Source organism: Rhodanobacter sp. ANJX3 (assembly GCF_014200755.1).
In the GTDB taxonomy this organism is placed as follows: Bacteria; Pseudomonadota; Gammaproteobacteria; order Xanthomonadales; family Rhodanobacteraceae; genus Rhodanobacter.
Window position 1 is genome coordinate 572598 of the sequence record NZ_JACHCM010000001.1, and the last position, 14899, is coordinate 587496.

The following is a 14899-nucleotide window of genomic DNA, read 5'->3' on the forward strand; positions in this document are numbered from 1 at the left end:
AATCCCTGCATAATTCCTGCGAAGTGGGAGGGCATCGTGGAGTCTGCCGGGTTGGCCGGCAATACTAAGGAGCATCCCCATGCAAACCCGAATTCTCTGCGCACTGATCGCGATGGCGGTGGCCGGTACGGCAGCGGCACAAGCCATTCAACCGCCATCCCCCGCCGCCGGCACACCGCCCGCGCCGATCGCCGGCAGCCTGCCGCCGCTCCCTCCCGGCTGCGCCGGCCATGCAGCCCTGCCGCCGCCACCGCCTCGTCCGCCGGCTCCTGCCAACGACGATGATCTGGTCAAAGGGCTGGGCATCAGCAGCGCACAGGCGTCCAAGGTTCAGAAGGTTTTCGAACGACAGGAGGCACAGGCCCAGCGTATGGATCAGCAGCACCGGGATCTGGACGCGCAGACCTGCAAGGATCTGCGCGGCATTCTCGGCGATCAGGCCATCGCGCGCTGGTCGGCGGCAACGCCGCCCCCACCGCCACCCGGCGGCCCGGGCCAGTTCGGACCAGGCCGCGGACTGGGGCGTAGTCCAGCGGACCCGACGCCGCCACCGCCTACGACACAAGGTAACTGATATCCGGCGCCGAAACGCTTGCCGCGGCACCCAGAAAGACGCCCGAAATGGGCGTCTTTCTGGGCTAGAGGGACGTCGTTGAATCCGGCTCTATTGTCGAATCGCTGTCGGCTTTGGGCCGTATCTCGGTCAGACCCAAGGTGGCAAAGGCCTGAACCCGCTCGATCGCCTCGACGAGTTCCTTGCCGCCGAACGGCTTGCGCAGATAGACGATGCGTTCGGGCAATTGGCGCTCATCGGTATTGGGATCGGCCGAGATCACCACCAAGCCGACATCAGGATGCTGAAGCCTGGCGAGATTGCACACGTCGATGCCGTTGATCTCGCCCGCCAGCAGCACATCCGCGATAAGCACGTCTACCCGGTCCTGGGTCGACAAAAAATGGGAGGCGCCGCTGGATCCCACAACGCACTTGACACGAAAACCACCCCGGCCTTCGAGCAGGATGCGCATTGTCTCCAGCACAGCGTGATCATCGTCAACGATGAGGACGACCTTGTCGGTGTCCATGATGGCCTTCCCTCGAGTCTTGCGGGTTATTCGAGTTCCCCTGCCCTAGATTCTACTCGACCGCGAGGCGCGCGCCAGACACGATTCATGCAAACCAAACCTACCACTCGGCAAAGGTTCTCGCGACGGCTTGCCGGATCGGGATGTATGAGCGTACGACGCGGACAGACGCGCCGAATCGCTAGCGCTGCTGCCCGCGCTCCGCGCCAGCCGGCGAACGCGTCGCCGCGCGAACTTCATAAAGACGCTTGTCGGCCTCGGCCAGCATGTGCTCCAGCGGCTCGCCGGGATGTCGATAAGCGGCTCCCATAGTGAAACCGATCGGCGCGGTTTGCCGATCGTCATCGATCCGCTTGGCAACACTCTGGGTGAGTTCACCGTCGGCGTGCCGCAGCAGCACCGCGAACTCGTCGCCGCCCAGCCGCACCACGGCGTCCTCCGGCCGGAGATGGTTCGACAGGAATTTGGCCATGCCCACCAGCACCTCATCGCCACGCTGATGGCCGAACTGATCGTTGATCTGCTTGAAGCGATCCAGATCGAACGTGATGCAGCCCCAGCGGTCCAGCTCGCCGATGGAAGCGGCCAGCTCGGTGACGAATCGGCGGTTGAAGCAGCCCGTCAGCGGGTCGCGTATCGACCACTCCTCCAGCTTGCGCTGGTGCTGCTGGCGTTCGGTGACGTCCTGTGCGTGACCCAATACGTAAGGCTCGTCATCATCCTCATCGAGGACGTTGTGGTATTCCCAGATGCGTAAACTGCCGTCGCCGCCGATCAGCTCCAGCACGCCCGAATCGGAGCCGCTGGCGAAGATTCGGTCGAGATAACTCTGAAAGCCGGCGCGACGCCCCGGCGGCATGATGTCCGCCAGCGAACGACCCAGCAGCTCGGCGATGGAGTAATCCAGCGAGCGCGCCGCCGCCGGATTGACCGAAAGCAGAATGCCGTCGGCATCATGCGTGCAGATCAGGCCCAGGCTGTATTCGAACAGTTTGCGGAAGCGCCGATCGCTGTCTTCCAGCGCCTTCACCGCGCGCTTGCGCAAGGTCACGTCCTGAAACGCACCCACCAGCCGTTGCGGCACACCGTTCTCAAGCTCGACGTTGCCGACGGCACGGACCCAGATATGGCGGCCTGTGGCGGTAATAAACGGCAGTTCGAGATCCCATGCCCGCCCCTCTTCCAGACCTTTTTGCACGGCCGCCTGCACGACCTCGCGCGCCTGCGGCGCATAAAAATCCAGCGCCTCTTTCAGCGTAGGCGCATAGCCCGGCGGCACATCGTGGATGCGGCATGTTTCGTCGGACCAGGTGATTTCGTCGGTGGTCAGGTCCACCTGCCAACCGCCAACGCCGGCCGCACGCCCGGTCCGGTCCAGAAAAGCCTCGCTGGCGCGCAATTTTTTTTCCAACCGGTCGGCGATCTCTGCCTCGTGCTCGAGTGCCGCATTTTTTTCCAGCAGCACGGCGCGCTGTTCCAGCGCCTCCGACGCGGCCCTCGCCAGCTCCCGCAGCGCCTGCCGCTGATCGTCCGTCAGTGCGTTGACCTGGCGGTCAATGACGCAGAGCGCGCCCATGCGCAGGCCGTCTTGCAGAGTGATCGGTGCGCCAGCGTAGAAGCGCATGTCCGGGCTGCCGGTCACCAGCGGATTATCGGCAAAGCGCGCATCGCCGAGCGCGTTCGGAACTTCCATCACGTCATCGCCCTGGATCGTATAGGAGCAGAACGCGATATCGCGTGGCGTTTCGGCGGTGCCGGCAAGTCCGACGTTGGACTTGAACCACTGGCGCCTCTCGTCGACCAGGGTAATCAGCGCGATCGGCATGCCGGTGACCAGCGCCGCCGCCCTGGTGATGGCGTCAAAAAGCGGCTCGGCCTGCGTATCCAGGATATTCAGTGATCGCAGGCGTGCGATGCGGGATTGCTCACCAACGTCCCGCATCGGCCCCGCACTCGTGGTTTCGGCTGTCTGCATCGCGATCAGGCTCAAGTGTCAGTAAGCTGTTCGCCGCTAGATTAACCCACCTGCCTTGACAACTCGGTAGCGGCACGTCAGCGGCCGGCCGAATGGCATGCCACGGTTCACGTTGCCGACGACGGACCCACCCGCATCGGCCGACTATCGCTACGAACGGCGTATTTTCCCATTGCCATCCGGCGCCGGCAGTGGCTCAATGGTGGCGCTCACACAGCCCGGGAGCCCACTGTCTTGACCGCCGTCGAAAAAATCATCCTTTTCACCGCCATGATCCTTTCGGTCATGGCATGCCAGCAGTCGCCCGATCCGGCGACCCTGCGCGCGGCGCATTACGACCCGGCGCAATACTTCGACAATGACCGGCTGCGCGCCAACACGCTGATCGCCTGCCACGCCGGTACCGCGAAGAATCAGGTGGAATGGTCAACTCTTTATGCCTGCCGTACGTCCGCGTCGACGGATCTCGCCAAGCAACGTGGCTGGAAGCCGGGCATGGGCTCACCGCACTGAATTAAGCCGGTGCCTTCGTCAGCTCTACGCCACATGACCGACAGAAATCGGCCCAAGCCCCGTTGAAAACTCAGGCTTCAGCCAACTCCGGCGCCCACGCGGCTCGCGTCAGTGAGCGCGGCTGATAGTCGCGCTGAGTCGACGAACGCTCCGTGCTGGTGGTCAGTACCACGCAATCGATCGTGTTGCCCATGTAGAGCGCGTGCTCCCGCGCCTGCGCTTCGGTACTGAAATGCTGCGGCTTCAATTTGCGCCCCTGATGGAAGCCGCACACTACAAACGTCGTGGTATTCATTGTGATATCTCGTGAGGTCGCCTTAGCTTGCAGTGCGAATGTGTCAGGAGATAAGACAAGAGTTCGTGATGGCGAGCGGTGACGTTTAATACCTTTTCGCCGTCGTTTCCCAGAGACGAGAGCGCGCGTTTTTCGGCGCGGCCCATGTGGTTGAGAGCCGCGCCGAAAAGCTGGCGAGCGACATGCAAGTAATTGCGGCAGAACCGCCCTCTATTGCGACGCCAAGCGTACATCTGACGCCATTTGAGAGCTTCTCCAAACGCTGCGAAAGCCCTATCCTCGCGGCCTTGCCATCATTGTTACTATGTATCGAATCGACGCTGTCGCGAGCTTTCAAATCTAGCCCGCCTGCGCTGTTCGATATTCGGGCGATTGGCGCGTACCTCCGGCGGCAAGTTTATGGGCATCTCAAAAAAATCAGATAAGGCGTCGGGCCCGATCAGTAAGGCCGGCGTCACCATGCTTTGCAGCGTGCTGGTGGCCGGCTGTGCAGTGGGCCCCAACTTCAAACGACCCGCTGCGCCCACGATTGCCGCTTACACTGATCATCCGCTGACAACCACAGCCACAACAGAGAACCTCAGCGGCGGCCAAGCGCAGCAATTCACCAGCGGCGCCGATATCCCCGGCGACTGGTGGACGCTGTTTCATTCCGCACCGCTGAATGCGCTGATCGAACAGTCGCTCGAGCACAACGCCGATCTCAAGGCCGCGCAGGCTGCGCTGCTGGTCGCCAATGAAACGACCAAGGCCGGACGCGGCGTGTTCTATCCCAGCGTCTCGGGCAGCTTCTCGGCCTCGCGCGAAAAAGACCCGCCCGGCTCGCTCGCCCCCGTGCCTAGCAACAACGCGTATCGCTACGACCTGTTCACCCCGCAGCTGAGCATCTCGTATGCACCGGACATCTTCGGTCTGAACCGCCGCACGCTGGAGTCGTTGAAAGCGCAGGAGCAGGCTGTCCGCTTTCAGACGATCGCCACGCAGATCACGCTGAGCACCAACGTGGTCGCGGCCGTCGTGCAGGAAGCGGCGCTGCAGGCGCAGGTCGATGCGACGCGCCAGCTGGTCGACATCAACACGCACATGCTGAAGATCCTGCAGTACCAGCTGAGCAAGGGCTACGTCGGACGGCTCGATGTCGCCGCGCAGGAGTCGCAGCTGGCGCAGGTGGTCGCCACGCTGCCGCCGCTGATGAAACAGCTGGCGCAACAAAAAGACGCGCTGGACGTGCTGGTTGGCCAGTTCCCGAACCAGCTGCCGAATAAGAACTTCGATCTGGCGAATCTGCAGCTCCCGCAGGATTTACCCGTAAGCCTGCCCTCGACCCTGGTGTCGCAGCGTCCCGACGTGCGGCAAGCCGAGGCGAATATGCACGCCGCCAGCGCACAGATCGGCGTGGCCATCGCCAACCGCCTGCCGAATATCGCGCTGACCGCCAACGTCGGCAGCACCGGTCTCGCGCTCAATCAGGTGTTCCAGTCGGGCACCGGTTTCTGGAACATCGGCTCGACCATCACCGCGCCGATTTTTCAGGGCGGCACGCTGCTGCATCAGGAACGCGCCGCCAAAGCTGCGTATGTCGAAGCGGCCGAGCAGTATCGCGGCACCGTGCTGAGCGCGTTCCAGAACGTCGCCGACACCCTCACCGCGCTGGAGCAGGATGCCGACGCGCTGAAAGCATCGGCCCACGCAGCCGATGCCGCCAAGGTCACGCTGGATCTCTCGCAGCGCCAGTGGAAAGCCGGTTACGCGAACTACCTTTCGCTGCTGACGGCCGAACAGGGCTACCAGCAGGCGCGCATCAATCTGGTGCAGGCGCAGGCCAATCGTTTTGCCGACACCGCCGGGCTGTTTCAGGCGCTGGGCGGCGGCTGGTGGAACCGGGCCGACCTCACCGGCACGCCATCGATGCCAAGCGACGCTGACACTAGCGCCCAACCACCTTCTGCGAGCAGCACCCATGCCATGCGGACAAAAAATGACAAGTAATTCGCCTCGCAGCGCATGCGACATGGCAAATAAAAAGCACGCGGCGCGCCCGACCTTTGCGCTGCTCACAGCATTGATGGTGTTCGCCGTGCTGATGACCGGCTGCGCGTCGAAAACCGACGATGACGCCAATCCGGCGCCGGCGTCCACCACGCCGCACAACGTCACAATGACGACCGAGCAGCGCCAGCACATCAAGCTTTACACCGTGAAACAATCGACTTTCCACAAGACGGTCGAGGCCTCCGGCGCCGTCGATTTCGACAACGACCAGGCCACTAGCGTCATCGCACCGTTCTCCGGTCCAGTGACGAGGCTGCTGGTGTCGCCGGGCGACCACGTCAGCAAGGGCCAGCCGCTGGCCATGGTCGATTCACCGGACTTTGCCGCCGCGGTCAGCGCCTACGCCAAGGCGCTCGCCACGGCAAAAACCGATCGACGCCTGGCCGATGCCGACAAGGATCTCGGCCAGCATGAGGGCGTTGCACAGCGCGAGAACGACCAGGCGCAAACCGACGCCGTCAACGCCGAAGCCGATCGCGATGCCGACCTGCAGGCGCTGCTGGGCCTCGGCGTCGATCCGGCGGCGATCAAGGGGATTCAGCAAGGCCACACGCTGTCGCACATCGAGGGCGTTATCCGCTCCCCGATCGCCGGCACCGTAGCGGAAAAACTGATCACACCCGGACTGCTTTTGCAGGCCGGCACGACGGCATGCTTTACGGTTGCCGATCTGTCGCGGGTATGGGTCATGGCGCAGGTTTCCAGTGCCGACCTCGGCGCCATCAGCGTCGGCGATCCGGCAGAAGTGGTGACCGGCATCGACAACAAAAATTTTGTCGGGCGCGTGGACAACATCGCCGCCCTGGTGAATCCGGATACGCGCTCGGTGATCGCCCGCGTGGTCGTGGACAACCCCGGTAATTTCCTCAAAAAGCAGATGTACGTCACTGCACGCATTCAATCGCGGCGGGAAAGCCAGGGCACGTTGGTGCCGGTGTCGGCAATTCTGCGCGACGACGAAAACCTGCCCTTTGTCTATATCGCGCAGCCGGACGGCAGCTTCGCGCGGCGCGCCATCACGCTGGGAGAGCGCACCGGCGATCAGTTCAATATTCCCGACGGCCTGCACGCGGGCGACCAGGTTGTGGTCGATGGCGGCATCTTCGTCCAGTTCATGCAAAACCAATGAGCGACCAACTACCTGCGGACGAGACGCCCTCGCGCACGGCGTCGATCATGAACCGGCTGGTCGGCTCCTCGCTGGCGCAGCCGCTGCTGATCATTCTGTTGACCCTGCTGCTGACCGGCGCCGGCGCACGCTCGCTGCAGCGCCTGCCGGTGGATGCGTATCCCGACCTCTCGCCGCCGATCGTCGAGATCGTGACGCAGTGGCCCGGTCACGCCGCAGAGGAAGTGGAGCGACTCATCACCGTACCGGTCGAGCTGGCCATGAACGGCATTCCGAAAGTCGCCAACGCGCGTTCGATTTCGCTGTATGGCCTGTCCGACGTGATCATTACCTTCAACGACGGTACGGACAATAATTTCGCCCGCCAGGAAGTATTCAACCGACTCGGTGATCCCAGCCTGCCCAGCGGCGTGACGCCGTCGGTATCGCCGCTGTCCGCCCCCTCGGGCCTGATCTATCGCTACGTGCTGCAAAGCCCCGATCGATCGCCGATGGAGCTGAAAACGCTGGAAGCGTGGACGGTGGAACCGCAGTACCGGTCCGTGCCCGGCGTAGCCGACGACTCGGGCTTTGGTGGTGGCACGATGCAGTATCAGGTGCTGCTGGACCAGGCCAAGATCGCCTCGGTCGGCCTGTCGGCTGTGCAGATCGAAGCGGCGCTGGCCGCCAACAACAGCAACGCCGGCGGCGGCTTCTATTCGCAGGGCGGGCAGTTCTATTACGTGCGCGGCCTCGGCCGTATGGACACCCTGGAAGACATCAGTAACGTCGTGCTGGCCGTACATGACGGCACCCCGATTTTGCTCAAGGACGTGGGCCGCGTGGTGATCGGCATCGCACCGCGCCTGGGCGAATTCGGCTACGAGAAACAGGACGACGCGGTCGAAGGCGTCATTCTTCTGCGCACCGGCGAGAAAACCCAGGACGTGCTCAAGCGTGTCGAGGCCAAGACCAACGAACTCAATAACGGCGTGCTGCCCATAGACGTCAAGGTCGTGCCCTATTACGACCGCACCGACCTGATCACGCTGACCACCAAGATCGTCGAGGACAATCTGCTGCGCGGCATGCTGCTGGTGATCGTGGTGCTGATTTTTTTCCTGTACGACTTTCGGGCCGGCCTGATCGTCGCCACCACGATTCCGCTGGCGCTGCTGTTTGCGTTTATCTGTCTGGACGTCCAAGGCGCGTCGGCGAATCTGCTGTCGATCGGCGCGATCGACTTCGGCATCCTGGTCGACGGCGCGGTCGTGATGGTGGAGAACATCTTCCGCCAGATTGCCGAACGCAAGACCGAGGGTTCGCCGCTGAGCATCCGCGCGATCATCCGCGATGCGGCGGCCGAAGTGGATCGGCCGCTGTTCTATGCCGTGGCCGTGATCGTGGTCAGCTTTCTGCCGATCTACGTGCTGTCCGGTCCGTCGGGCACCTTGTTCAAGCCGATGGCCGATACGATGATCTTCGCCCTGGTCGGCTCGCTGATCGTCACGCTCACCCTGCTGCCGGTGCTGTGCGCGTGGTTCATGCGCCGCGGCGTGCGCGAGCGACGCAACGTGGTGTTCGAGGCGATCAAATCGGTCTATATCCGCGGGCTGGACGTGTGCCTGGCCTTTCCCTGGGTGACGACGCTGGCAGCGACGGTGGTCCTGCTCGGTTCGCTGCTGCTGATCCCCCGCATCGGCGCCGAGTTCATGCCGCAGCTCGACGAAGGTGCGCTGTGGGTGCGTGCGACCATGCCGTACACCATCTCGTTCGACGAATCAGCCCGCATCACGCCAAAGATTCGCGACATCCTGCGCACCTTCCCCGAGGTCACGACCGTGGCCTCGGAGCTAGGCCGACCGGATGACGGTACGGACTCGACCGGCTTCTTCAACGTCGAGTTCTATGTCGGCCTGAAACCCTATTCGCAGTGGAGCGGCAGCTATCGCACCAAGCCCGAACTGATCGCCGCGATCAACCGCAAGCTGTCTGCCTTCCCCGGCATCAATTTCAACTTCACCCAGCCGGCCGAGGATGCGGTGGACGAAGCCGAGACCGGATTGAAGAGCGCGCTCGCGGTCAAAGTCTTCGGCGCCGATCTCAACACCCTGCAGCAGAAGGGCAAAGCGATCAAGCAGGTGCTGGAGAAAGTGCGCGGCATCCGCGACGTGACCCTGGTGCAGGAGCTGGGGCAGCCCAGCCTGAGCATCAAGATCAATCGTGCTGCCATCGCGCGCTACGGCCTCAACGTTTCGGATATCAATGGCCTGATCACCACGGCGATCGGCGGCGACGTCGCGACCCAGGTGGTGCAGCAGGAGAAGCAGTTCGATCTCGTGGTGCGGCTGGAGCAGAAGTATCGCGACAACCCTGAGGAAATCGGCAACATCCTGGTCGCCACGCCTGGTGGCCAGAATATTCCGCTGCGGGAATTCGCGGACATCCAGGTGACCAACGGCGCATCGTTCATCTATCGACAGGACAACTCGCGTTATATCGGCGTGCAGTTTTCGGTCGAGGGCCGCGATCTGGCCGGTGCCGTGGAGGACGCCATCGGGCAGGTCCACCAGAAGATCACGCTGCCGCAGGGTTATCGCCTGGACTGGGGCGGCGAATACTCCGAATACACCGCGTCGCGCGCGCAGCTCAACATCATCCTGCCGCTGACGCTGGGCTTGATCTTCCTGCTGCTGTTCACCCTGTATAGCAACTTCAAGTTCCCTTTCATCACGGTGGCCGGCGTGCTGCTGTCGGCGCCGGTCGGAGGCATCGTGGCGCTATGGCTTACCGGCACGCCGTTTTCGGTGTCCTCCGGCATCGGCTTCCTGGCGCTGTTCGGTGTGTCGGTGCAAACAGCGGTGGTCTACATTTCCTACGTCAACGAACTGCGGCGTGGCGGCATCGACGTGACCGAGGCGATTCGCCAGGGCGCCATCCTGCGCCTGCGCCCGATCATGATGACCGCCCTGGTCGCGGCGTTGGGCCTGCTGCCGGCGGCGTTGGCCACCGGCGTGGGCACGGATACGCAGCGGCCGTTCGCGCTGGTGATCGTCAGTGGGCTGTTTACTCGACTGCTGATCAGCATCTTTCTGATGCCAGCGCTGTACGCTCTGGTGGCCCGCAAAGACGATCGGCTGGAAGTCTGACCGCAGGCCTTCCGCCCTGTCAGGCGCAGGGCTGCTGCGCCGAATGCGGTACGGCGTGATGTCACCCTCGACGCGGGTTTCACCCGCCTTCCACGAGTCTGACGGGGCTTTTTTTACTGGCCCACCTGCGATAATCCGCTCGTGGGTCGAAGATGGGCCTTTGCCCGCCGCCACACAGCGCCGCCAAATACCTGCGCGCGCTCTTCCACGGGAGTGTTACGTGCAGCATCAGCAAGATCATCACGCTTCGGCCGCTGCGGCCGGTCTCGCCAAGACGCCGACAGGCATTCGGGGCCTGGACGATATCACCCTGGGTGGCCTGCCCAAAGGTCGCCCTGCGCTGCTGTGCGGCGCGGCGGGCTGCGGAAAAACGCTGTTCTCGATGACCTTTCTGGTCAACGGCGCAACCGCTTACGACGAGCCGGGCGTGTTCATGAGCTTCGAGGAGCGCGCGCGGGATCTGGAGGAAAACGTCGCTTCGCTGGGTTATCACTTGGCCGATCTGGTCGCGGACAAGAAGCTGGTGGTCGACCATATCCATATCGAGCACTCCGAAATCGAGGAAAGCGGCGACTACGATCTGGAAGGGCTGTTCGTGCGGCTGGGCTTCGCGATCGACTCCATCGGCGCCAAGCGCGTCGTGCTCGATACCATCGAGGCGCTGTTCTCGGGTCTCTCGGACACTGCGTTGCTGCGCGCCGAGTTGCGCCGGCTGTTCGGTTGGTTGAAGGACAAGGGCGTCACAGCGATCATCACCGCCGAGCGTGGCGAGGGTCAGCTGACCCGGTTCGGCATCGAGGAGTACGTGTCCGACTGCGTGATCCTGCTGGACAACCGCGTCGAGGACCAGATCACCACGCGCCGCCTGCGTGTCGTCAAATACCGCGGTTCCGCGCACGGCACCAACGAATATCCGTTCCTGATCGACGCCGAAGGTATCACCGTTTTACCGATCACCTCGGCCGGCCTGAAGCACAAGATTTCGTTGGAGCCCGTTTCGACCGGCGTCGACGATCTGGACGCGATGCTTGGCGCAGGCGGCTATTTTCGCGGCTCTAGCGTGCTGATTTCCGGCCTGGCCGGCACCGGCAAGTCGACCTACGGCGCGGCGTTCGTCGATGCGGCGTGCCGGCGTGGCTCGCGCTGCCTGTATTTTGCTTTTGAAGAATCGCCCGAGCAGATCGCACGCAATATGCGCTCGGTCGGTTTCGATCTGCAGCAGCATGCAGACAGTGGCCTGCTGCGCTTCGAGGCGGCGCGACCGAGTATCTACGGTTTCGAGATGCATCTGGCGCGGATGTATCGCGACATCGAGCGTTTCGATCCACAGGCGATCGTGGTCGATCCGATATCCGCCTTCCGTGGCCCGTCGATGGAAATTCACGCCACGCTGGTGCGCATTGCGGATATCTGCAAATCGCGCGGTATCACGGCGGTCTTCACCAGCCTGTCGACCGTCGGCGATCAGATGAACGAGAGCGAGCGCAGCGTGTCCTCGCTGATGGACACCTGGATTTCGCTGACCGACATGGAGGCCAACGGCGAGCGCAATCGCGTGCTGTATATCCTCAAGTCACGCGGCATGAGCCATTCCAAGCAGCTGCGCGAATACCAGTTGTCCGACAAGGGCATCCACTTCGTCGACGTCTACGCCGGTCCGGAGGGTGTGCTTACCGGCACGGCGCGGCTGGCGCAGGAAGCGCGCGAGCGCGAGGCCAGCAAGGCGCGTCAGCAAAATATCCAGAAAATGCATCGCGAACTCACGCGCAAGCGCGAGGCGGCAGAACGTCGCATTGCCGAACTGCACGCCGATCTTGCACGCGAAGAAGACGAAGTGCGGAGGATCATCGAGCAGGAAGAAGCCAGAGAGGCAACGCTCGGCAGCGATCGCTCAACGATGGCGACAGCGCGAGGGCAGCAGCATGGCCAGTGATGCAGACCAACATTCCATCGAAATAGAAAGCCCCGAGGCGGGCGCGTACAACTTGCGGCTTTATGTGGCCGGGCAGACGCCAAAGTCGCTGGCTGCGATCGCCAACCTTAAAGCGATTTGCGAAGACCATCTTTCCGGTCGCTACTCCATCGAGGTCATCGATTTGACTGTGACGCCACAACTTGCTGCCGGCGACCAGATCGTGGCCTTGCCTACCCTCGTGCGCACGCTGCCGCCGCCGCTGAAACGCGTGATCGGCGATTTGTCGAATACGGAAAAGGTGCTGGTGGGTCTGGACATTCGACCGCGTCTGGCCAGCACGTCATGACCTCGGACGCCGCCGTGCCCATCCCTGACCCCGGACGCTACAAGCTTTGCCTGTTTGTCACCGGCTCCACACCACGATCGGCACGTGCTATCGAAAACATGCAAAAGATCTGTGACGAAAATCTGCATGGACGTTATGACCTGGAAATCATCGACGTCTACGAAAACCCCGAAGCCACGCGCGATCTGCAGATCATCGCCACGCCAACGCTGGTGAAAATTCTCCCTGAGCCGCTGCGGCGCATCATCGGCGACCTGTCGGATAAAGAGCGCGTGCTGGCCGGCCTCAACCTGGCGCCCGTGGGCGCGGCGCATAACCGATCGAAATGAGCGGCACGGAGAGCAATGCAGAGTTGGTCGCAGCGCTGCTGCGCATCGCCGACCTGGAGGCGCGGCTGACCGAGGCCGACGAAACCCTCGAAGCGATCCGCACCGGCGAGGTAGACGCGGTAGTCATCGGTGGCCCCGAAGGCCAGCTGATCTACACGCTGGAAAACGCTGACCGCCCCTATCGTCTGCTGATCGAGCAAATGCAGGAATGCGCTTTCACGCTGGGCCTGGACGGCACCATTCTCTATTGCAACCAGCGCCTGTCCACGCTGACCGGCGTGCGACGCGAGGCGCTCGTTGGGCGGCATTTGCAGGATTTCGTCGCGACAGCAGATCGCCCGGTGTTCGATCAACTGCTGGCGCGTGGCTCGGTCATAGGACGCTCCGCCGAGTTCAATCTCATTACTACGGACGCACAGGGCGGTGTGCCGGTGAACATGTCAGTCGCGGACATGCCAATCGAAGCGGGCATGCCGGATTTGCTCTGCGGCGTGATCACCGACCTCACCCGCAGCCGCAAGCGCACCGATGAACTGGCCGCCGCCAACCAGCAGCTCGCGAACGAAATTGACGAGCGCCGCCGCACCGAGGACAAGCTGCGGCTGGCGCTGGATGCAGCCGACATGGGCAACTGGGACATGGATCTGCTCACCGGCAAAACCACGCGGTCGGCCCGTTTCGATCAGATCATCGGCGATATCGGCGTGGCCCAATGGACGCCGCAGGCAGCAGCGCAGCTGTTCGTCGACGAAGACCGACGCGCCGTCGCCGATGCGTTTGCCATGGCGATGGGCAGCGGCTTTATCGACCTGGAAAAGCGCATTCGCCGGCGCAACGACGGGTCGCTGCGCTGGGTTCAGATCAAGGGCCTGACGTTTTATGACGAGGGCCGGCCTGTGCGCATCGCCGGCGTGGTCTCCGACGTTACCGACCGTCGCCTGATCGACGAGCAGCTGCGCCAGGCGCAGAAGATGGAGGCCATCGGTCAGCTCACCGGTGGTGTGGCGCACGACTTCAACAATCTGCTGATGGTGATCGCCGGCAGTCTCGATCTGCTGGAAAGCCGCGTGGGCGGCGACGCCAAAACCATCCGCTACCTCAGCACGGCACGGCACGGCGTGGAGCGCGGCGCCAAGCTCAACCAGCAGCTGCTGGCGTTCGCGCGCCGGCAGGATTTGCGCACCGAGTCGGTCGACATAGGAGCCCTGCTGAGCTCGTTCGAAAACCTGCTCGATCGCGCCATCGGCGAGACGATCGCAGTCACGATCAAGGATCCGCCCGCCCTTCTGCACGCGCGCACCGACCCGCACCAGCTGGAAACGGCAATTCTTAATCTGGCGATCAACGCACGCGACGCCATGCCCCAGGGCGGCAAACTCACCGTCTCTACCAGCATGCGCACGATACGATCGAAAACCGCTGCACTGAACAATACCGTCGCCGGCGACTACGTGGTCGTTACTGTGGCCGATACCGGTACGGGTATGAGCGCCGAGGTGGTGTCGAAAGTCTTCGAGCCCTTCTTCACGACCAAGGAAGTCGGCAAGGGCACGGGTCTCGGCCTCAGCCAGGTCTACGGGTTCGCCAAGCAGTCCGGCGGTTTCGTCACCATCGAAAGCGTAGTCGGCGAAGGCACGTCGGTATCCATCCACCTGCCCCACGCCGAGGCACCCAGCGTCTGCGCCGACGACCGTGCACCGACCCGCGAGGTAAAGGGCCACGGCACAATTCTGGTGGTGGAAGACGACGACGACGTGCGCGAAATCGCCAGCAGCATGCTGCGCGAACTCGGCTATATGGTTTTCGAAGCCGACCGCGGCAACAAGGCGTTGACCCTGATCGACTCGGGCGCACCGATCGATCTGGTCTTCACTGACGTGATCATGCCGGGCGAAGTGGGCGGCATCGAGCTCGCACGCGAGATCAAGGCCAATTACAAGCACATACCCGTGCTGCTGACTTCCGGCTACACTGCCCAGCGCTTTCAAACCGACGATATGGACGAAGGCCTGCAGATACTTCGCAAACCTTATAACCGCGTGGATCTATCGCTGGCCGTGAAATCGGCGATCGGCGCAGAGCGCTGATCGCGCCGATCGACCACAACAACCTATCGCGCTCGGTCGCGACTG

The 14899-nt window shown here is 62.9% G+C and carries 12 protein-coding genes; 9 read left to right on the forward strand and 3 right to left on the reverse strand.

The features are described 5' to 3' along the window. The first annotated feature begins 79 nt into the window (after positions 1–79). The gene (locus tag HDE76_RS02345; protein ID WP_179476729.1) at positions 80–574 is read left to right on the forward strand and encodes a hypothetical protein; all 495 of its coding nucleotides are present in this window, start codon (positions 80–82) and stop codon (positions 572–574) included. A gap of 64 nt (positions 575–638) precedes the next feature. Here the strand turns inward: HDE76_RS02345 and HDE76_RS02350 are convergent, their stop codons facing one another. Together HDE76_RS02350 and HDE76_RS02355 are read right to left on the reverse strand one after the other, a co-directional pair. Further along, the gene (locus HDE76_RS02350) at positions 639–1085 is read right to left on the reverse strand and encodes a response regulator (protein ID WP_179476730.1); all 447 of its coding nucleotides are present in this window, start codon (positions 1083–1085) and stop codon (positions 639–641) included. A 181-nt stretch (positions 1086–1266) separates the two neighbouring features. Then, positions 1267–3027, reverse strand: coding sequence for a diguanylate cyclase (locus HDE76_RS02355; protein WP_184505216.1), 1761 nt, complete (start codon positions 3025–3027; stop codon positions 1267–1269). Positions 3028–3294: 267 nt separating this feature from the next. On the opposite strand from HDE76_RS02355, the gene HDE76_RS02360 reads away from it, so the two are divergent. Continuing rightward, a complete protein-coding gene (locus HDE76_RS02360; RefSeq protein ID WP_179476731.1) occupies positions 3295–3573 on the forward strand; it encodes a hypothetical protein in 279 nt (92 codons plus the stop codon). Positions 3574–3643: 70 nt separating this feature from the next. Here HDE76_RS02360 and HDE76_RS02365 read toward each other — a convergent pair whose 3' ends face one another. Beyond that, the gene (locus tag HDE76_RS02365; protein WP_179476732.1) at positions 3644–3868 is read right to left on the reverse strand and encodes a hypothetical protein; all 225 of its coding nucleotides are present in this window, start codon (positions 3866–3868) and stop codon (positions 3644–3646) included. Positions 3869–4267: 399 nt separating this feature from the next. Here HDE76_RS02365 and HDE76_RS02370 point away from each other — a divergent pair, with 399 nt between their 5' ends. The 7 genes from HDE76_RS02370 (at position 4268) to HDE76_RS02400 (ending at position 14854) form a co-directional block, all read left to right on the forward strand. After that, on the forward strand, positions 4268–5857 hold the full coding sequence (locus HDE76_RS02370) for an efflux transporter outer membrane subunit (protein WP_184505218.1): 1590 nt from the start codon (positions 4268–4270) through the stop codon (positions 5855–5857). A 22-nt stretch (positions 5858–5879) separates the two neighbouring features. After that, positions 5880–7049, forward strand: coding sequence for an efflux RND transporter periplasmic adaptor subunit (locus tag HDE76_RS02375; protein ID WP_179476734.1), 1170 nt, complete (start codon positions 5880–5882; stop codon positions 7047–7049). Further along, positions 7046–10177 (forward strand): CusA/CzcA family heavy metal efflux RND transporter, encoded by a 3132-nt coding sequence (locus tag HDE76_RS02380; protein ID WP_255457541.1) that lies wholly within the window; start codon positions 7046–7048, stop codon positions 10175–10177. Before HDE76_RS02375 ends, HDE76_RS02380 begins: the two co-directional genes overlap by 4 nt. Positions 10178–10397: 220 nt before the next feature. Further along, positions 10398–12110, forward strand: coding sequence for a circadian clock protein KaiC (gene kaiC, locus HDE76_RS02385; protein ID WP_218861904.1), 1713 nt, complete (start codon positions 10398–10400; stop codon positions 12108–12110). After that, on the forward strand, positions 12100–12438 hold the full coding sequence (locus tag HDE76_RS02390) for a circadian clock KaiB family protein (protein ID WP_179476736.1): 339 nt from the start codon (positions 12100–12102) through the stop codon (positions 12436–12438). Before kaiC ends, HDE76_RS02390 begins: the two co-directional genes overlap by 11 nt. Further along, positions 12435–12767 carry a circadian clock KaiB family protein gene (locus HDE76_RS02395; protein WP_179476737.1) on the forward strand — a complete coding sequence of 111 codons (333 nt, stop codon included), beginning with the start codon at positions 12435–12437 and terminating at the stop codon, positions 12765–12767. Before HDE76_RS02390 ends, HDE76_RS02395 begins: the two co-directional genes overlap by 4 nt. Next, a complete protein-coding gene (locus HDE76_RS02400) occupies positions 12764–14854 on the forward strand; it encodes an ATP-binding protein (protein WP_179476738.1) in 2091 nt (696 codons plus the stop codon). Before HDE76_RS02395 ends, HDE76_RS02400 begins: the two co-directional genes overlap by 4 nt. The last annotated feature ends 45 nt before the right edge of the window (positions 14855–14899 follow it).